General features: G+C 32.7%; 20 protein-coding genes, 1 pseudogene and 1 riboswitch. Of the genes and pseudogenes, 11 read left to right on the forward strand and 10 right to left on the reverse strand.

Annotated elements, in window-relative coordinates:
• Positions 1 to 170: 170 nt before the first annotated feature.
• The 4 genes from BJG89_RS02200 to BJG89_RS02215 all read left to right on the forward strand — a co-directional run bounded on the left by BJG89_RS02200 (position 171) and on the right by BJG89_RS02215 (position 4550).
• Entirely contained in the window at positions 171 to 1082 is a 912-nt protein-coding gene (locus BJG89_RS02200; protein WP_096808335.1) for an ABC transporter substrate-binding protein, read from the forward strand.
• Between the two features lie 462 nt (positions 1083 to 1544).
• Entirely contained in the window at positions 1545 to 3011 is a 1467-nt protein-coding gene (gene abc-f, locus BJG89_RS02205; RefSeq protein ID WP_096808336.1) for a ribosomal protection-like ABC-F family protein, read from the forward strand.
• A 55-nt stretch (positions 3012 to 3066) separates the two neighbouring features.
• Positions 3067 to 3480, forward strand: coding sequence for a transcriptional regulator, SarA/Rot family (locus BJG89_RS02210; RefSeq protein ID WP_096808337.1), 414 nt, complete (start codon positions 3067 to 3069; stop codon positions 3478 to 3480).
• Positions 3481 to 3734: 254 nt separating this feature from the next.
• Entirely contained in the window at positions 3735 to 4550 is an 816-nt protein-coding gene (locus tag BJG89_RS02215; RefSeq protein ID WP_096808338.1) for a Cof-type HAD-IIB family hydrolase, read from the forward strand.
• Between the two features lie 116 nt (positions 4551 to 4666).
• Here BJG89_RS02215 and BJG89_RS02220 read toward each other — a convergent pair whose 3' ends face one another.
• The gene (locus BJG89_RS02220) at positions 4667 to 5089 is read right to left on the reverse strand and encodes a universal stress protein (RefSeq protein WP_096808339.1); all 423 of its coding nucleotides are present in this window, start codon (positions 5087 to 5089) and stop codon (positions 4667 to 4669) included.
• A 103-nt stretch (positions 5090 to 5192) separates the two neighbouring features.
• On the reverse strand, positions 5193 to 6257 hold the full coding sequence (locus BJG89_RS02225; protein ID WP_096808340.1) for a quinone-dependent dihydroorotate dehydrogenase: 1065 nt from the start codon (positions 6255 to 6257) through the stop codon (positions 5193 to 5195).
• 231 nt (positions 6258 to 6488) lie between these two features.
• Here BJG89_RS02225 and BJG89_RS02230 point away from each other — a divergent pair, with 231 nt between their 5' ends.
• The gene (locus BJG89_RS02230; RefSeq protein ID WP_096808341.1) at positions 6489 to 7346 is read left to right on the forward strand and encodes a fructosamine kinase family protein; all 858 of its coding nucleotides are present in this window, start codon (positions 6489 to 6491) and stop codon (positions 7344 to 7346) included.
• A 203-nt stretch (positions 7347 to 7549) separates the two neighbouring features.
• Here the strand turns inward: BJG89_RS02230 and BJG89_RS02235 are convergent, their stop codons facing one another.
• Together BJG89_RS02235 and BJG89_RS02240 are read right to left on the reverse strand one after the other, a co-directional pair.
• Positions 7550 to 7783: a DUF896 domain-containing protein gene (locus tag BJG89_RS02235; RefSeq protein WP_096808342.1), complete on the reverse strand. Its 234-nt coding sequence runs from the start codon at positions 7781 to 7783 to the stop codon at positions 7550 to 7552.
• Positions 7767 to 8738, reverse strand: coding sequence for an LLM class oxidoreductase (locus BJG89_RS02240; RefSeq protein WP_096808343.1), 972 nt, complete (start codon positions 8736 to 8738; stop codon positions 7767 to 7769). The genes BJG89_RS02235 and BJG89_RS02240 overlap by 17 nt, the downstream gene beginning before the upstream one ends.
• Before the next feature lie 307 nt (positions 8739 to 9045).
• Here BJG89_RS02240 and BJG89_RS02245 point away from each other — a divergent pair, with 307 nt between their 5' ends.
• Entirely contained in the window at positions 9046 to 9828 is a 783-nt protein-coding gene (locus tag BJG89_RS02245; RefSeq protein ID WP_232514206.1) for a trypsin-like serine peptidase, read from the forward strand.
• 129 nt (positions 9829 to 9957) lie between these two features.
• On the opposite strand, the gene BJG89_RS02250 is transcribed toward BJG89_RS02245, so the two are convergent.
• The 4 genes and pseudogenes from BJG89_RS02250 to BJG89_RS14730 form a co-directional block, all read right to left on the reverse strand.
• Entirely contained in the window at positions 9958 to 11331 is a 1374-nt protein-coding gene (locus BJG89_RS02250) for an MFS transporter (RefSeq protein ID WP_182478018.1), read from the reverse strand.
• A gap of 155 nt (positions 11332 to 11486) precedes the next feature.
• Positions 11487 to 12056 carry a TetR/AcrR family transcriptional regulator gene (locus BJG89_RS02255; protein ID WP_096808345.1) on the reverse strand — a complete coding sequence of 190 codons (570 nt, stop codon included), beginning with the start codon at positions 12054 to 12056 and terminating at the stop codon, positions 11487 to 11489.
• A 96-nt stretch (positions 12057 to 12152) separates the two neighbouring features.
• Positions 12153 to 12975: pseudogene (locus tag BJG89_RS15105) on the reverse strand (multidrug resistance efflux transporter family protein).
• Positions 12941 to 13111, reverse strand: a complete 171-nt coding sequence (locus BJG89_RS14730; RefSeq protein ID WP_232514236.1) for a multidrug resistance efflux transporter family protein — start codon at positions 13109 to 13111, stop codon at positions 12941 to 12943. Before BJG89_RS14730 ends, BJG89_RS15105 begins: the two are co-directional and overlap by 35 nt.
• A 301-nt stretch (positions 13112 to 13412) precedes the next feature.
• Between BJG89_RS14730 and BJG89_RS02265 the strand changes: the two genes are divergently transcribed.
• Positions 13413 to 14351 (forward strand): nucleoside hydrolase, encoded by a 939-nt coding sequence (locus tag BJG89_RS02265; RefSeq protein ID WP_096808346.1) that lies wholly within the window; start codon positions 13413 to 13415, stop codon positions 14349 to 14351.
• Positions 14352 to 14670: 319 nt separating this feature from the next.
• The gene (locus BJG89_RS02270) at positions 14671 to 15192 is read left to right on the forward strand and encodes a M23 family metallopeptidase (RefSeq protein WP_229718989.1); all 522 of its coding nucleotides are present in this window, start codon (positions 14671 to 14673) and stop codon (positions 15190 to 15192) included.
• 342 nt (positions 15193 to 15534) lie between these two features.
• On the opposite strand, the gene BJG89_RS02275 is transcribed toward BJG89_RS02270, so the two are convergent.
• Together BJG89_RS02275 and BJG89_RS02280 are read right to left on the reverse strand one after the other, a co-directional pair.
• On the reverse strand, positions 15535 to 16191 hold the full coding sequence (locus tag BJG89_RS02275) for a DNA-3-methyladenine glycosylase family protein (RefSeq protein ID WP_096808348.1): 657 nt from the start codon (positions 16189 to 16191) through the stop codon (positions 15535 to 15537).
• A gap of 13 nt (positions 16192 to 16204) precedes the next feature.
• Complete coding sequence (locus BJG89_RS02280; RefSeq protein ID WP_096808349.1) at positions 16205 to 16558, reverse strand: DUF488 domain-containing protein; 354 nt, start codon at positions 16556 to 16558, stop codon at positions 16205 to 16207.
• A gap of 129 nt (positions 16559 to 16687) precedes the next feature.
• Here BJG89_RS02280 and BJG89_RS02285 point away from each other — a divergent pair, with 129 nt between their 5' ends.
• The 3 genes from BJG89_RS02285 (at position 16688) to BJG89_RS02295 (ending at position 19756) form a co-directional block, all read left to right on the forward strand.
• Entirely contained in the window at positions 16688 to 17119 is a 432-nt protein-coding gene (locus tag BJG89_RS02285; protein WP_096811192.1) for a 6-pyruvoyl trahydropterin synthase family protein, read from the forward strand.
• 334 nt (positions 17120 to 17453) lie between these two features.
• Positions 17454 to 18497, forward strand: a complete 1044-nt coding sequence (locus tag BJG89_RS02290) for a PTS sugar transporter subunit IIC (RefSeq protein ID WP_096808350.1) — start codon at positions 17454 to 17456, stop codon at positions 18495 to 18497.
• A 518-nt stretch (positions 18498 to 19015) separates the two neighbouring features.
• Entirely contained in the window at positions 19016 to 19756 is a 741-nt protein-coding gene (locus tag BJG89_RS02295; RefSeq protein WP_096808351.1) for an aggregation-promoting factor C-terminal-like domain-containing protein, read from the forward strand.
• Between the two features lie 147 nt (positions 19757 to 19903).
• Positions 19904 to 20012: riboswitch (SAM riboswitch) on the forward strand.
• Positions 20013 to 20067: the final 55 nt, after the last annotated feature.

Consider the following 20067-nt stretch of genomic DNA (forward strand, 5'->3'; position numbering starts at 1 on the left):
TCAAAAACCTATGGATAGAAACTAGAGAAAGTTCGAAATGTAACGTACATAGTAACCGACTATGATCTCAAAACAATTATCGCTTGGATATGAGAACGAAACATGATTCAAGGCTTAGACATCTGTCTCTGACTCAATTATAAATATATCGAAAAGGGGAGTATTTAAGAATGAAAAAAATATTATTACCATTGCTCGCGCTTATTTTGGTGTTGTCAGCATGTAGTAATCAGTCTGATAACAAGTCATCTAAGAATGAGGGCGAAACAAAAACGTACGTTCAAGATTCAGGCGATAAAGTAAAAATTCCAAAAAACCCTAAACGTATTGTTGTACTTGGCGCAACATACGCGGGTGGTTTAGAACAACTCGATGCAAATATTGTTGGTGTTGCAGATATTGTAGATGATAGTAAAGTATTAAAAGATAAATTTAAAGATGTAGAAAAAGTAGATGCTGAAAATGTAGAAAGCGTCGCAAAGTTAAAACCAGATTTAATTATTACGTACAATACGGATAAAAACCTGAAAAAATTAAATAAAGTAGCACCAACCATCGCCTTTGATTATATGAAACATGATTATAAAGAACAACATCAGGCATTAGGAAAAATAGTAGGTAAAGAAGATAAAGCGAATGCATGGATTGATAAGTGGAATAAAAAGACAGAAAATGATGGTAAAGCTATTAAAGATGCAATAGGGGAAGATACGACTGTATCAATCATTAAAGATTTTGATAAAAAAGTGTATGCGCTTGGTAAAACATATGGTCACGGTAGTGAAGTATTATATGATGCATTCGGTTTAACCATGCCAAAAACCGTAGAACAAGCGACTAAGAAAAATGATTTAGCTGATATATCTGAAGAAGAACTTCCAGACATGGCAGGAGATTACGTTGTAACGCCAGTCGCCAAAGGAAGTAAATTATCATTTGAAAACAAAGATATATGGAAAAATACCGAAGCTGTCAAAAATGGACATACAATTAAAGTAGATGAAGGTATTTATTGGTTAAATGATCCATATTCTTTAGAATACGAGCGTAAAGATTTGAAAAAACAATTATTGAAACAATAGTTAATTAAAAATTATAAAACCATTTTAGTAGTGATTATCAACTCAAACATTTGTAGACGCACGATTGTTTTTAGGTTAGGTGATACACACGCTGGAATGGTTTTTTAATGATATTTAAAGTGAAATGAAAACAAAATGTGTACATTGATTGAGAAATATAATGTAAAATGTTATATTACATTATATAAATTGATGGAAAAAGGAGGATTAAAATGACAGCTTCTATGAGACTAAGAATTGCCTTTTTGAATAACGCATAATTTAAATCATTCAAAAAGGTCTTGTTCGCAAGGATATCTCATAGGGAGAAGTATGTCATTTTTTCCTAAAATTAAATATAAGTTATAAATTTCAGTATCTTTTTAAAAGAACATTTATGATTTATATAGCGGATGAGACGGGAGAAACCTGTCTCTTTTTTGCGTACACGACCTTTAATTTTAAGGAGTGTATTAACTAAACATGGAACAATATACAATCAAATTACATCAGATTAACCAATCACTGACTGATACTCGTTTTTTAAAAATAGAAAATTTATATGCTTATCAATTTGAAAAAATTGGAGTGATTGGCAATAATGGTACTGGGAAGACAACATTACTCAACATGATCACACAACCTAGCCTAGTAGAAAAGGGTAGCGTTGATGTTAAGGAAGAGATACAATATTTCAAACAAATAGATACGCCAGAAAATATTGAGATAAATACGTTAGATGGCAGTATTTTAAGTGAACTTCAGCTACCTATGGCAGAAATTGGTAAAATGAGCGGCGGCGAAAAGGCGAAGTACAAACTCGCAACTGTTATTTCAAATTATAGCCCAATACTACTGTTAGATGAACCGACCAATCATTTGGATTATGCGAGTGTTGATTATCTGATTCAGACACTAAAATTTTATTATGGCACTTTAATTATAGTGAGTCATGATAGAGACTTACTTGATGAAGTTGTAGACACGATATGGGACATACAAAATGATGGTACAATACGCGTATTTAAAGGGAACTATTCGCAGTATGAGCGTCAGTTGGGACTAGAAAATATGGAGCAACAAAGGCAATATGACAATTATATAAATGAAAAGAAACGATTAGCGCACGCAAGTGATAATAAACGTAAAAAAGCGCAACAAATCCAAACGGCTTCTGCAAAACATAAAAGTAAAAGTATGTCGCCCGACCGTTTAAGCGGCTCTAAACAAAAAGATACAGTTGAAAAAGCAACACAGAAGCAAGCTAAACATATTGAAAAACGCATGGCGCAATTAGAAAAAATCGAAAAACCACAAGCTGAAAATCAGTTTCAATTTCCACATAGTAAAATCTATGATGTGCATAATCATTACCCGATCGTTGCACAAGACTTGAATATTATCAAAGAAGGTAACGACATATTATCACATGCTCGTTTTCAGATACCTTATGCGAAAAATATAGCGATTATTGGGGAAAATGGTAGTGGTAAAACATCTTTATTTGAAACGATTTACCAGCGCGACCCAAGTATTGATTGTTCACCTAAAATTGAGATGGCATATTATCAACAGCTTTCTTACCAAGATATGTATGATGTACCATTATTACAATATTTAATTGAAAAAACGGGCGCAACCTCATCGTTTGCACGTGCTATTTTAAATAATCTAGGACTAAATGAAGCGTTAGATCGTTCTTGTGTAGATTTAAGTGGTGGTGAAAGAACTAAGTTATCTTTAGCTATATTATTTTCTACCAAAGCCAATATGCTTATTTTAGATGAACCGACTAATTTTTTAGATATAAAAACAATCACAGCATTAGAGCAGTTTATGAATAAGTATCCGGGAATTATATTATTTACATCACATGATTCGAATTTTATAAAAAATGTTGCTGATAGAAAATGGCAAATTAAAAACAAAGCTGTTTTTGATATAACATAATTGAAATGTATGATTTAATAATGGTAAGTTTCGATTGAATTAGGGGAGATGTACGATGAACAAAGAACAAAAGATAGACAACTGGATTAAAATGACCAAATATATACACTATATTGAAATGATGATTGAAAGAAAATTAAAAGAGCAATACCATTTAAGTCTTAAAGAATTTTACGTTTTATATGAAATTTATAAATCAGAAAATAAAAAGTATAAAATAAATGACTTAATTAAAGTGGTAGATTTAAGCCAAAGCGCTATGTCTAGACTGATTGTCAGAATGGAAAAAACAGAAATTGCGTTTGTTTATAGACAAGAATGTATAGAAGATCAAAGAGCCATGTATATTTATTTAACAGATGCAGGTGAGATAGAAACTAAAAAAGCACTTAACACTTACGAACAACTTTTAAAACAAGTGAATTTAGAAAGCATTAGAACGTTAACAAAAATGGAAGCGCACGATTAATAGGCATCATGAATGAATCATAGCATGTCACATATCGACGCACATCATTCATACTAAAATGAATGTTATGTGGTGTAACTGCTAAGGGAAAGCAAGTGATTGTGTATTAAATAATAATGGAAAGATTAGAAAAAGTGTGAATCATAGATGCATGCTGCTATGGTGCTTTGTTTATTTAATGTCGTTGTGGTGTGTCTGGGAATGTGAGAAAATCAAAGTCATAAGGATTTGTACAAGAATGGAAGGTGTAGCATGTGATAAAAGCAATAGCAGTCGATAAAGATGGCACGTTTTTTAAATCTGATAATACATTTGATGAACGCTATTTTAATCAACTTTTTGAAATAATGATAGAAAAACATATTAAATTTATAGTTGCGAGTGGTAATCAATACGCACAATTACGTTCATTTTTTCCTGAAAAAGACAATCAGATAACCTATGTAGCTGAAAATGGCGCAGTGACTTATCAAAATGAGGCGTTAGTGACAGCGCATTATTTTGATAAACACCTTGTGGCTGACGTCTTAGATTTAATTATAAACCATTACCATATTCAAGACGTAGTATTAAGTGGCCTAAACACGGCGTATGTGTTGGATTATGTTAGCGATGATTTCTTGTCATTTTTATATAAATATTATTATCATATAAAAAAGGTTTCAGATTTTAAAAGTATTAATCAAGATGAATTTGTTAAAATGGCACTTAGAATTAAAGATCAAACACTTTTAGAAAATGTAATGCAAGGCTTGAAAAACAAATATGGCGAGAAACTAAGAGCTGTGACAAGTGGCAATGATAGTTTGGATATCATACTTCCTAAAGTGAATAAAGGCGTCGCGATTGAAGCACTTTTGGACAGCTGGGGAATACAAACGAATGAATTGCTAGCTTTTGGAGATGCTAATAATGATATTGAAATGTTAGCCTTAACACCTTACAGTTATGCGATGGCAAACTGCAGCCCAGAAGTTGCTGCAACTGCAAATTACCGCGCACCCTCTAATGACGAGTCAGGGGTGTTACAAGTTATTGAAACTTATTTAACACAAATGCCCCAAGGATAGCTAAGTCAGGCGTCGTTTGATTTCTTTCACTATATAAAAAAACTCATTGGTCTTTAAGTAACGTCATATGAGACGTTATTTATATGAACAATGAGTTTTTAATTTATTATAGGTTATTATTTTACGATAAGGACAGGAATATTTGCGCTATTAGCAATCTTGTGTGTTACGTTTCCTAACACATTTTTAATATCTGACTTCGCGCGTTTATTACTCATAACAATAATATCATAATGATGCATTTCGATTTCTTTCAGTATGGCTTGTTTAATATAACCGCTACTGAATTTTACTTGCGTTTTTAACCCCAGTTCTTCTAATTTTTCAACAAAGGGTGTTAACGTTTTTCCTTTTTCATCTGCTAATTCTTTAAAATGTACGCCATCATAACGCACAGAAGTTTGTAAATCTCCTTCAGGAATAACATTGAAAATAGTGATTTTGGCGTCATCAACACCAGTAGTTAAATTTTGTAATTCATTTGGGACGTTATTAAATGAATTATCAAAATCATAAGCTAGTAATATATTTTTATACATTGTAGCGCCTCCTTCAATATTTGTTTACCCTATAATATAAAAACTATCACAATATCACTACTAATATTTTAAATAAGTCATTTGATTGCAAAATAAAAATACATTATACGTCTAGTCCAATAATATCATTAATATGACGGTAGCCATGCGCTTGTAAGTATTGAGCAAGCTGTTTATTAATTTTTTTTGGTAAGCCCGGCCCTTCAAATACTAAGGCACTGTAAATTTGTACAAGCGAAGCACCGTGGCGTAACATTTTAATCGTATCATCTACATTAAATATACCGCCTGTACCAATAATTAAAAATTTGCCTTGTGTTTTTTGGTAGGTATGAGCAATCAATTGCAAATTGCGTTCAAATAGAGGACGGCCACTTAAACCGCCAGTTTCTTTTTGATTAGCAGATTGCAAATGCTCACGTTTTTGAGTCGTATTAGCTAACATAATGCCGTCGAAAGTTTGTGTGATGGATTCAAGCATGCGTGTTAAAGTTCCTACACTAAGGTCAGATGTTAACTTGATAAAAATAGGAACGTCAATTTCATATTGAATTTTATAAGTTTGAATAGCTGAACATAATTGAGAAAATTCATCTTTATCATGAAAGCTTTGCAAGTTTTCTGTATTTGGAGAACTGATATTAACAGTGAAAAAAGCAACATCATGTTTGAATGTATCGATGACTTTTATGTAATCTTCATAACGTTGTTCATACGGCGTTGCTTTATTGACACCTACATTAAGACCGATAGGCGTTTCATAATTAAATTTCCGTAAATTACTTAGTGCTTTATGCATTCCCAAATTATTGAACCCCATACGGTTGATTAGCGCATCGTCTTCTACTAAACGATACATACGTGGCTTAGTGTTGCCAGGTTGTGGTTTAGGCGTAATGCCGCCTAATTCGAGCGCGCCAAAACCTAATTTTTCTAACGCTTTTGGCACTTCGCAAGATTTATCAAATCCAGCAGCTAAACCGACAGGGTTCTCAAAATGGATGCCTTTAATATTTTGAGATAATATATCATGCTTATAATAAAATAATTTCTCTAGTATCGGTAAAAATTGAGAGTGTTTTTGTGAAGTTTTAAGCGCATTAACAGTCATACCATGTGCTTTTTCAGGATCGAATTGAAATAAAAGTGGTTTAATTAATTTATACATGTAATAATCGCTCCATTTATCGAAATTAGTAATAGATAAAAATGATGTAATAGTTATCGTTTATTATGAAAATAATTGTCTTTAATAGACTAGCATTTTAGTAATCATATGCCTAGTATAAATAAAAATAATTAATATAAGTTTCACATCAATCGAAAAGCGTTAGATTTGATTAAATATAGCGAAAAACGGTAATAGTAGAGTGATGCTTAAAATACGGAGGGATATTTTATGAAAGAGCAATGGCAGTCACAACTCCCATTAGAACATATAGAAAAAATTACACCAGTGAGTGGTGGAGACGTCAATGAAGCCTTTAGAGTAGAAACAACTCAAGAGCCTTATTTTTTATTAGTACAGCGTGGTAGAAGTAAAACCTTTTTTGATGCAGAAGTAGCAGGACTCGATTTATTCGAACAAGCTGGAATCACAGCGCCTAGAGTTGTCGATAACGGAGAAGTAAACGGTGACGCTTATCTTTTACTAACCTTTTTAAATGAAGGTACGCAAGGCAGCCAAACTGAATTAGGAAAGCTTGTAGCTAAAATGCATAGTTATCAACAGCCAGAAGGTAAATTTGGCTTTGGACTGCCTTATGAAGGCGGAGATATTTCGTTTGATAATAGTTGGTCAGATCATTGGAAGACTATATTTGTAGAGCAGCGTTTAGATCACTTAAAAGAAGCTTTGGTAAATAAAGGTTTATGGGCAGATGAGGACGTGGATAAATATTACAAGGTAAGAGCAGTCATTGTAAACGCATTAGATAATCATAAAAGCAAACCATCTTTATTACATGGTGATTTATGGGGTGGGAACTACATGTTTTTAGAAAATGGAGACCCTGCTTTATTTGACCCTGCGCCCTTATACGGTGATAGAGAATTTGATTTAGGTATTACTACAGTATTTGGTGGATTTACTCAAGATTTTTATCATGCATATGATAAACATTACCCGTTAAGTAATGGAGTCAATGAACGCCTTGAATTTTATCGCTTATATTTGTTGATGGTTCATTTACTAAAATTTGGTGGTATGTATGCTGATAGCGTAGCACGTTCGATGGATAAAATAATAAATCATTAAATTACTATAGGATACCAATGACTGTATTTAAAATAAAAGTGGCCGAGACATCATTGATGTCTCGGTCACAAATATAATATAAGCAATACATGAGCTTATAGTCATGTAATTCTCTCAAACTAAACGTTTTTCTCAGTCTGCTTTGCCAAATCGGGCAAGACAATCATTTTAAAAAATGCGCTATTTGTCTTGTTTTCTAACCTTTAGTCTAAGTTTAAAGTACCCATTTCTTCACGTAATTTATAAACTTTATCTGGTGTAACATCTTCACCTAGGGGATCAACCACTTTTAAGGCAGAAAATGTATTCACTACTTGGCCACGAATCATTTGTAAATATTCTTGTCTTAAAGTGTGTTGCTCTTGTTTTTCTTCAACTGTTAAAGGTTGTAACTTTTCTTTATTTGCTAAATGATTAATTCTATCTAATAATTTCATTCACTAATTCCTCCTGAGTATGATGAGGTGGAAAGTGTGGCATAATTTCATTACCCACCTCAGCTAATATATCTTTATACGTTCTTTCATTTGTTATGAATTGTATCATTATATGATTTGTCCCAATACGTTCATACGCTTTTAATATTTTTAATAAAGTGTTTCTACCTAATCTATATCCGCCTTTAACAGGCTTTACAAGTTCATCTGGATTTATTGATAAATCAATGACTAATGGATGCATAAAAGGTTTGAATATACCATTGTTATGCCATTTTTGTAGTAAATCTTTTTGCTGTTGGAATGGCTGTGGGTAAAATAACCATCCGTCCATATGCTGTTTAAGCCAATGAATGTCTTGTTTATCATAACCAGTCGCAAACATAGGAATATGTTTATGCTTTGGTAATATTTGTAACCCTGAGTCCTCATACAAATCAAATAAATCATTTGAAATTTGAGGCGAGTGTGTTTGCCATAGTTCATTCAATGATGAAACTGCTGATTGGAAATGTTGACTTAAGTTATTTGAATCTATTTTAAATGCTGGAAATTCAAATTGACGGTCGCCTGTTGCTAAACCTAATAACAATCGCTCGTTTGAGATCAAATCAAGAGAAGTAGCTGCTTTAGCTATATGAATTGGATGACGTAATGTAGCAACAATGCTAGATGTTCCGAGAGCAATTTTTGATGTGTTGGCAGCGATGAAAGTTAAAAATACAAACGGATCGTAGTTTGTCGTTACATTACCTAAGTGTGGGCTATATAAAGGATTATCCCTAACAAAAAGGCTCGTGAATCCAAGTGCTTCAGCATATTGTGTTAACTCGACTTGTTTATTAAACGACAATGCGATATTTTCAGAGTCATCAAAAGGTAACATTAAACCTAAGGTTAAATAGCCCTTTCGAAAAGTCCGTTTGAAACCATTGTGTGTTTGGATTGTTGTCACGTCTATCCCTCCTATCAGATCAAATTAAACAACGAAAGTTAACTAAGTAACATGTGTTGTTTAGATTGATTATATGCTCATTTCAAATATAATGCAAACAACATGTTTATAGATTGATTGCTTAAGCAACATTATGATGATGTTGTTGTTTAATTCTTGTTTCGTAAATATAATAATTTGATATAAATTCATTTTGAAAATATTATAATAACTATAAAATTGATATGAAGAATTAATAATAATTGATTAAGTTTGAAAAGTTCTGTAAATTGAAAGCGTAATCACTTTTATAGGAGGTAGGTTCATTTTGATTAAAAAATTTATAGTCAGTACAGTCGTAGGAAGCTTGCTCATTTTTTTAAGTGCTGTGAATTCATCTATACATGCACAAACACAAGATAAAACTTTGAATCATACATCATCAGAGACACAGCAAACAAACGATAATAAGCCCGAGGGTAATATGACGCCTAGAGTCGTCTTACCGGGTGAAGATCGACATCAAATTGAAAATACTCAAACAGGACATTATCAATCGATTGGCTATATAGAGGCGGGTGAAAGTATAGCTACAGGTGTTGTTATTGGTGAAAACACAATATTAACGAATAAACACGTTGCGGATCTTTCTAATGGAAATCTATCTTTTGCGCCAGCTGCTGAAAATGATAGTCAGTTCCCGTATGGTACATTTTCTGAAAAAGATACACAAGCATATCCTGGAGATGCTGATTTAGTGCTTGTTCATTTAAATAAAAATGATGACGGCCAATCTGTAGGAGAAGTGGTTGAACCTGCGACGATTCAGGATGCTTCAACTGTTTCTAAAGATAATCCAATAACAGTGACTGGTTACCCTGGAGATAAACCTTTAGCAACCATGTGGGAAAGTTCTGGCGAAATAATCAATGGTAATAGTGAGACATTAACATATAATGCAAGTACATATGGTGGAAATTCAGGATCACCTGTATTTAACAGTAATAATGAATTAATCGGTTTACATTATGGTGGCGTTGAAGGAGAAAGTAATAGCGCCGTACCGTTAACTGGTGATATATTACAATTTATCAACGATAATAATAGTTAATTCATAGACTTAGAAAATATAAATAAATATGAAATTATAAAAACACCTCGTTTAATAAAATTACGCTCATGTAACGTATTAAACGAGGTGTCTGTTATATGAATGGTTAAAACTGAACATTGTACTAATTTAAAATAATTCTTTTTCTTTGACTTCTGGAATAATAAAACGTGTGGAAATAAATGATAAAAACATAAATAATGCGCACACTAAAAATGCAATGAAACTACCAGTTGTACGAGACACATGTTCATCAATAACGAGATAAACCGTTGTGAAAATTGTAATACCAAATGCAGCACCAATAGTTGCAACCATTTTGTAAATACCTGAAGCGATACCTAATTTTTCTTTAGGTGTATGTACTACTGCTGTATTAAGACCAGGTGTCGCAAAAAAGCCCAGACCCATACCAAAACATAAAAACCCGATTAGACTACCTATAATATATATAGGTGTAGGTAAAAAAGATAATGATAAGAGTAAGATACCTAAAGTGACTATGAGTGAACCTAACTTCATTGGTTTCTTAGCTTCATGCGTTTCCATCATACGCTCACCAATTCTTATCGTTATTAATACACCAAACATATAAGGTAAGGTAATTAATCCTGAAACGAATCCAGTAAGATGGAAATGTTGCTGTGTAAAAATATTATAAAGTGCAAGGGCACCTATAGATGTATTAAGTAAGAAATTAGATGTCACTGTACCGATAAAGTAGCGACTTGAAAAAAGAGAAAAATCAATAAGTGGTTCTCTTTTTCGTTTTTCGTAAAAATAAAAAAGGGTTAATGTGATAACAAACACAAGCACTAATATAATGATAGTTGGATTATACCATCCGATATCGCCGCCTTGAGTAATCACAATATTGATGCTCAACGTGCTTATAACGAATAAAATAAGACCCCAGAAATCAAATTTTGAAGTATGACTTTGCGTAGCCTTTGCTTCAGGAACATCTTTAATCATTAAAAGCACAATGAGTGTCACGATAATGGACGCAATAAAAATCCATTGCCAACCAATATAAGTCGCAATAAGCCCTGCAAATACAGATGATAAACCAGTCCCACCGTATGAACCTATTGACCACATACTTAACGCTTTATGTCGTTCCTTATCATGGTAATATGTATTAATTAATGAAATCGTTGCTGGCATTAAGCATGCTGCTGAAAATCCTTGTATTGCCCTACCAAGTAATAGTAAAAATGTAAAATCAGAAATAATCACTAAGATAGAGCCTATGATACTTAAAGTCAGCCCAATACGCATGATTTTAACACGGCCAAATTTGTCTGCGAATCCGCCTGCTGCCACCATAAATACCCCTGTAAATAAAGATGTTAAACTAACTGCAATATTAAGTAACGCATCACTCGTTGTATAGGTTTGTTGTACGAGAGGCCCAATATTTAAAAAAGATTGAGCGAATAGCCAATAAGTTAAAATAGATAAAACTAGTGCCAAAATTAATTTATTACCGCCTACAGTCATTTTAGAATTCAAATTGCTCCCTGCCTTCGTATAGAATTATTAAAAAATATAGTTATTTTAAATTTAAAATAACTATATCAGTAAAATAAAACGCTTTCAATACAATGAAAATTATATAAAACAGAGATTTGCAGTATTAAAATTAAAAAATTATATTATTTTGAGTTAGATAATTGAGACGTAATGAAAGGCAATGAATTATTGATATATGTTTCAGCTGGTAAATCACTTGAATGGAACCAATGTTTGGCGATGCCATATAAACCCCACGAAAGAAAACGTGCACTTGTAGCAAGCGTTTCTCTATCTATGTTATGGTGTTTATCGACCATTAAATTTAAGAAAATATCTTCCAATGCTTCTTTAATTTTCTTTTCTACGATTTCTCCATAAGCCTCACTGTTTAGGCGGCATTCTTCATGAGTGTCTTGAATATAACTGGTAATCGTAATGAAACATTTACATAATGCTATATCATCTAACTCGGCGACCATGTTGAGAGATTGATTTAAATTTTTTAAGATAGTTTCAGACAATGTATAATCCATAATGTCATACTTATCATAAAAATGAGCGTAAAAAGTAGCACGATTAACAGTAGCGCGCTCAGTAATATCTTTAACAGTAATAGAGGCTAACTTTTTTTCCTTTGCGGTCTCACGAAAAGCGTCCATTAATAATTTTTTTGTTCTTATAATACGAGGATCTATATGAGTAGTAGTCAATTTAATAACCTCCAAATTTGTGCTTTGCGCATCTTTATCAGTCAAATTATCTTGCTTTATTAACAAGTTGTCAATAAAACGAATTTGATTATAGTATTATACTTTTTTTAGGGTGCTTTCTTTAATTTTACTGTTTAAGAAACAATAAACAACAATACCTAAAGTTATAATGACGATGCCAATTAAACTTGTTAATGCTGGTAATACCAAGCCTAGTAACAACATTTCACCAGCTAATGTGAAAACAATTTCCATTGATTGTGTTGCTTCAACAGCAGCTAATTGAGTTTGATTATGCTTCACAGTGTGAGTTGCGTAGAAAAATAACGACTGAGAATATAGCGACGAAAAAAGTTTGTACCATTTGATTTGAAGATGGTACACCTTGTGTAAATATGCCAATAAAAAAGATAATAAACCAAATAGTAACGTGACTAAGGTCATTCCGTATATGCGTTCAATTGTATTTAAATCATTGTCTACAAGCGCCATCATTTTACGATTGCCTAATGGATAAGCAAAGGCTGCAACGACTAAAGGCATAATAGATAAGATAAAGGTTTGGACGTCGATATTTGAAATATGAGGATTTGTACGATAATAACGCCGAGAACCGTCATACTTGACGTTCCTAGTGAACGCCATGAGACACGTTCTCTGACTTTGATCGTTTTCTGCTCATATTGTATATATTCATAGAAAAAGGGAGCCAGTAATAGCCCACAGATAATGGTTAATTGCCATGTCGCAGAAATAAGCCAGCCTGGACTATAGTTGGATACAAAAGTGGTTGGTACGTAAAAAAAACAAAACCAAAGGAACTCCACAATAGCCACATCCAAAAATGTTGTTTGATATGTAATACAATGACGTGATGGCGTTGTTTAAACATCACGATAACAAATAGAAAAGGAAACATAAAAATAAAACATAAAAATAAAACGAAGTGATGCACTAAAAAGCCAACTGCCACCATCGCTAGACATTGCATGGTTTAATATAAAAGTAATAGAGAAAAATAAAGCACCCAAAACGCCAATGGGGGTTGCTTTCATTTAAGTCCTTCTTCAAATTGTATAATGCTATTAATTTACCAGTTTTTTTGAATTGAGCAAATATAGTTAACTTTAAAATGGATAGTATACATTTGTTTGTTTGTTTGAATTTTCGGAAAAAATTAGGCAAATAAAGTAAAAAAGTAGTATGATGATTTTAAAGACAATTTTAAAATTTATAGTGAATGGATAGCATGTTTTTCACGCTATAATAAAAATCTATTGGAATAGTAAAGTATAAACTTGATAAACAAACTTAAATTGAAATCTAAAAATATATACAACGGATGGAGTGTAGTAAATGAGTAAAAAGATAATAATGGATTGCGACCCTGGGCATGATGATGCGATTGCTTTAATACTAGCTGGCGCTAAAAATAGTTCGCTTGATATATTAGCAGTTACAACTGTAGCTGGGAACCAATCTGTTGAAAAAAACACTAAAAATGCACTTAACGTATTGGAAGTGATGGGGAGAGGAGACGTTGAAGTGTCTGTAGGCGCAACCCGTCCACTTATAAAGCCTGCTTCATTTGCTTCAGAAATTCATGGTGATTCTGGTTTAGATGGACCTAAATTACCAGAGGTACCTGTGTTGAAGCCAACACAGCATCATGCAGCAGATGTTATTATTAAAACTTTAAAACAAAGTTCAGAACCTGTAACAATTGTTGCAACAGGGCCACTCACTAATATAGCAACGGCTTTAATTAAAGATCCAAGTATTTCTCAATCTATTGAATCTATTACGATAATGGGTGGTGGTACATTCGGGAATTGGACACCTACGGCAGAATTTAATATTTGGGTTGACGCTGAAGCGGCTAAACGTGTCTTTGAAAGTGGTATAAGAATTAATGTCTTTGGTTTAGATGTCACGCACCAAGTATTAGCGACAGATGAAGTGATTCAAAGATTTAGTCGAATTGATAATGAAATATCTAGATTTGTTGTAGAATTATTAGAATTTTTCAAATCAACTTATAAAACACATTTTGATATGGATGGCGGTCCAATCCATGATGCATGCACGATTTTGTATTTATTACAACCTGATTTATTCACAATGCAACAAACACATATAGATATCGAACATCAAAGTCAATTAACTTATGGTACGATGTCTGTTGATTTAAACAATGTCACTAATAAAGAAAAAAATGCTTATTTTGCTACAGCGGTAGATGTTGAACGTGTTTGGTCTTTAATTGAATATATATTAGGAAGTTATAATCAATAATTTAAAATAACCCAACACTTCAATACCATTATATTAAGTTATGCTGCTATAAGCAGACTCATATTTAAAAAAATTGAATTATGATTGTAAGCGAGCGTATATACCCGATAAAAATAGGTGTTATATCGCTCGTTTTTTATGTGATCACTAACTAAGTTTAAGACAAAAGTATGAGGCTTTATCAAGTTGAATGATTAGCAACACATTGCCAAAAACGTATACTATGGTATTAATATATAATTAAAAGGTGAGTCCCAATTTGAAAAATACATTAAAAACAATCATATTGTTAATTGTCATATTAGTTCTGTTGATATTAATGCTTACAAATTTAGACACAATACAACAATTTGTAAGAGAAAACTTAGTTGAACAAAATGATGGCACACGTGATGAAGATGGAGACGAGTCATATAAAGATGTTTTTAATATGAGTAGAGAAACCGAATCGTTTGGAGAATATAAATATAATGATTTTGAAGGCAAACACTACGGCATAGACTATGGATTAAGGAAAGATACACCCGTTACTGCTGCGACAAATGGTACGGTAACTAGAACATTTGATAATGAATTAGGAGGCAAAGTAGTCCAAATTAGGGAAGAAGATGGTGTGTATCATCAATGGTATATGCATTTAAACGAGTTTAAAGTGGAAGCAGGAGATAAAGTGAAAGCTGGTGAAATCATTGCGCTTTCAGGTAATACGGGTTCGCAGACTTCTGGGCCACATTTGCATTTTCAAAGAATGAAAGGTGGCGTTGGGAATGATTACGCTGAAGATCCGAGAGAATTTATAGAATCTTTACCACAAGGAGAAGAAAGTCTTTATAAAAAATAAATGGTTTGAATATAAGGGTGATTATAATGATAACAAATGAAGTAAAACCGTTGAGATGGCACAGTTATCGCATACTTCTCAAATCATTTGTTGTCTATTTCAGAAAAGGTGGCTAGAAAGATAGCGTTTAATTTAAGTATTAATTGTCCAAATTCGTGTATAAATCCCACTAACTCGATTATTTGAGAAGTGGGATTTTATATTTTTAAGTAATTCTTGAATATACTATATTGATTGACGAGGTGTTATTTGTGTCCTGTATGAACTCCAAAATTTCGAAAAACGGATATTAACTTGTATTTGAATCTGTTAAATGTTTGTCATATTATGTTTGAATCGTAATCATTCATTTGTAAGTGAATCAATAGAATCATAACTTAAAAGATTTTGATGAATGGCTTTCCATAAATAAAAAGCACCTATGGAAGCATAGGGGCTCCACCGTTCTCTACAGAGCTTGAGCTGTTTTTTTCTTTCTAAAGTTGAAGTTTGATATAACCATTGAGCAGCTTTTTGTAAGCCAACATCATAGATGGGTAATACATTTTGCCGTTGCAATGTGAACATTAAAAAAACTTCAGCTGTCCACTGCCCAATCCCTTTAATTTCAGTTAATGCATGTTTAGCATCCGAATCATTTAAACGACTTAAAGCTGTGAAGTCAAGTTTATTTTGTTCCACATGGGATAATAAATTTTGAACGTAGCTTATTTTAGATTTAGATAAACCTAAATTGCGCATTTCTGTTTCACTTAAATTTGAAATGACTTGCACAGACCAAATGTCATGAATAGCTATCGAAAATCTTTGGAAAATCGCAGCAGCAGCTTTAACAGTGATTTGTTGGCCGATAATAGAGCGAATTAATGATTTTAATGGATCGGGGCGTAGGTGTATTTCTATATTGCCAATATGTTGTATGAGTTTTGCTAAAGTAGGGTCTTGTTGCATGAGTTCTTGAACGGCGTAATCTTGAATATTGATATACTGCGTAGTCATAATGAATCACACCTTATTGTAATAATTCTTGTAGGACAATGGCCTGATTATGTTGTTTGTCTTTTGCGCTATATAATAAAACCACATCTTGCTTACTGTTAGCGATAATATCTTGTAAATCATTGAAAGCTTGTTTTTGATCCTTATTTTCACGTAGTTCTTTTTCATATTTTTCTTTGAAGGCTGCGTAAAGTTGAGGGTCATGGTTAAACCACTTTCTTAATTCGGCTGTTGGTGCAATATCTTTGATCCAGTGGTCTAAGTTTGCTTTTTCTTTTGAGACACCCCTTGGCCAAACACGATCAACAAGTATGTGTATACCATCTTTAAGCGGTTTTTCATAAATACGTTGAATTTGAATTGTCATAAGATATATCTTCTCCTTTTATAAAATGTAGTTATATATCTATTGCCTTAAATAAAATCACAGAAACATTAACCATATATTCTATAGTAAAGGGTATAAGAGTATAAAATGGATAAAGGAGAATTTGATATGACAAATTTTGAAAATGTTCAACCACCTAAGCAATTTAAATATCGTAGTAACGCGGTGCTTATTAAAAATTACTACGAGTTCACTTGTGATAACCGAATATATTTTACGCAAACGGTGCATAAAGATTTAGCCAATCAACGTTATCAATTTAATATAGAAATTTTGTCCCAAATTGATGATTATGGATTAGCTTTAGATTTTAATGAAGTAGATAAAATTTATAAATCAAAAATAGCGACCTATTTAGATGGTCAACTTATTAATGAGGCCTTGCCGCCGATGAATACCACTGCTGAGAATATTGCATTTTGGATCTGGGAACAATTTGAACAGTTTTTACCAGAAAACAATACACTTCAAAAACTAGAATTTTTTGAAAATGAAACGCAAGGTTTAGTGCTTACTAGAGAACGAATGGAAGCAAACTAGTTGATGAAATTAAGTATGGACGTTTAATTTATATGGTTTATGTGTTTAAGCAAAATTAAAACAATACCTTATGTTTCATTGTAACCGATATATATTCAAATATTGAATGAATTATGCATATCATAATAGAGCGGGCGCGCAGTTACCCGCTTTTAATTAGCATTTTTGTAAGCTAATTGTTTAAAAAGTATCATAATAAAATGCATGGTTTCTATGCCCGCTGCTTTTTTATAACAACCATTTGAAATAAAAGTACATTAAATTAAAAATAAATATTCTGAAAATTATGATAATATGTTATATTTTTAGTTATCACATCTTAGGAGGCGCTACTATGATAAAAGTAAGCCCAAAACAATTTATAAATAACGTATTATCAGGAGTAGCAATTGCTATTGTTGCTGGTCTTATACCTAATGCTATTTTAGGAGAATTATTTAAGTTTTTAGCACCAAAACATGATATTTTTGAAACATTACTTCAAGTCGTGTTAGGTATTCAATTTACCGTGCCATTATTGGTTGGCGCATTAATTGCAATGCGATTTAGTTTAACGCCATTAGCGACAGCCGTAGTCGCGAGTGCTGCTTTTGTGGGAAGTGGTGTAGCACAATTTAAAAATGGTGTTTGGATGCTTGCTGGTGTAGGTGATTTAATTAACACAATGATTACTGCTGCGATTGCAGTATTTTTTATATTGGTTATAGGCGAACGTTTTGGAAGTTTAACATTGATTATTTTACCTACGATAGTAGGTGTTATTTCAGGTTTAATAGGTATAACGATACTTCCATATGTACAAATGATTACTACTGGTATAGGTAACCTAGTCAATACATTTACAGAATTACAACCCATATTGATGTCAATGCTGATTGCGCTTGTCTTCAGCTTTCTAATTATTTCGCCAATTTCTACTGTGGCAACAGCTTTAGCTATTGGGATAAGTGGCTTAGCTGCAGGCTCTGCTTCGTTAGGTATCGTTGCATGTGAAGGCGTCCTTGTTGCTGGAACATTGAAAGTAAATAGATCTGGTGTGCCGCTTACGATATTTTTAGGTGGCGTTAAAATGATGATTCCGAATATGGTACGCCACCCCATCATTTTACTACCTATATTTACTAACGCGTTAATAACAGGATTTTTTGGAGCTTTGTTAGGTATTGCTGGTACAAAAGAGTCAGCAGGCTTTGGTATCATCGGTTTAGTAGGGCCGATTAGTGCATTTAGACATATAGAAGCTTCATTACTACTGAATTTAGTAATCGTATTTATAGCGTTCTTTGTAGTGCCTTTTATCATTGGTTATTTAATCAATGTATTTTATATGAGGGTATTGAAGTTATATCACCAAGATATATTTAAATTTTTAGCGTAAATCAGATGACTAAAGCTGAGTTAAGAAATAAGTTTTTGTAATATTTAATCGTATACATATAATTATTAGTATCATAAGAAATGTAAAAAGGCCTCAAATCAGAGGTCTTTTTATTTTTTAACAAAAAAATTGCAAGTATTGCCCTAAAATATAAAAAATATATAGAAAATACGTATTACAATGATGTAACAACAGTGTGGTTTGTAATTTTTCAGATAATAGAAATTATAATGCTTTTTATATTTTAAGACCTTCTATAACAGTATGGATATATAACTGATTCAGAAAGACTTTCTTAAGTATTACGCTAAATAAATCAAAAATATTTCAATGTTATAAAGCAATATGATTTTTGTAAAGTTTTGTTATATAAGTGTAATACGATTGATAAATTTATATGATATATTAGCTATGGTAAAAAATTAAGACATAAATATTAAAAGATTTTAGCAAATACGACAACAAAACTATCAAAAATATATTTTATTAGATTTTAAATTTGGAGGATTTATTTTACTATGAAAAAAACAATCTTAGCTTCATCATTAGCAGTAGCATTAGGCGTAACAGGTTACGCAGCAACATCTGACAACAATCAAGCACATGCTTCAGAACAAAACATCGACAAAGCACATTTAGCTGAGTTAGCATTAAACGGTTCAGCTGAATTAGATCAACAACCGTTACATGCTGGTGCCTATAACTATAATTTCGTATTAGATGGCAATGAATTTACTTTTACATCAGACGGTAACACGTGGTCATGGGGATACCATGCAGCAGGTACACAAGCTTCATCATCTAACACTACACAAGATGTAAGCTCAGAAGTAAGTGTAAATACAAATGAAAAATCAGCAAGTGAAGTACGTTCACAACAATCATATGCTACTCCAGTGACAGTAGCAGCACCAAAAGCTTCAGCGTCTACAAACGTGAGAACTACGCAAACAAGCGTAGCAACAAAATCTTATAAAGTAGCGCAAACATCAGCTGCTTCAACTGGTGGATCAGTAAAAGCTCAATTCTTAGCTGCTGGTGGTTCAGAAGCTATGTGGAATTCAATCGTAATGCCTGAATCAAGCGGTAACCCGAATGCGGTTAACCCAGCTGGTTATAGAGGCTTAGGTCAAACTAAAGAATCATGGGGAACTGGTTCAGTAGCTGATCAAACTAAAGGTATGCTTAACTATGCAAAACAACGTTATGGTTCTGAAGAAGCTGCCCTTGCTTTCCGTGCAAGCCACGGTTGGTGGTAAAATCTACAGCACTGAACTCGATGTTTGGTGATATATAAGAGAGTGACTCAAATGAGTTGCTCTCTTTTTTTATCTTAATAAAAGAGGTGAATGCTAATTGACATGTTAGAATATTCTGATAAAATTAATGTAAATTAATTACAAATTAACTTATCCAGAGAGGTGGAGGGGGTTGACCCGTAGAAACTTCAGCAACAGACTTATCATTATGAGTACTGTGCTACTTTCAACAAGTGAAATGCTTGAAAGATAAGTGTCATGTAAAACTATATGCCACTTAATGGGGCATATAGTTTTTTATTTTAGGAGGG

Source organism: Staphylococcus nepalensis (genome assembly GCF_002442935.1).
GTDB lineage: Bacteria > Bacillota > Bacilli > Staphylococcales > Staphylococcaceae > Staphylococcus > Staphylococcus nepalensis.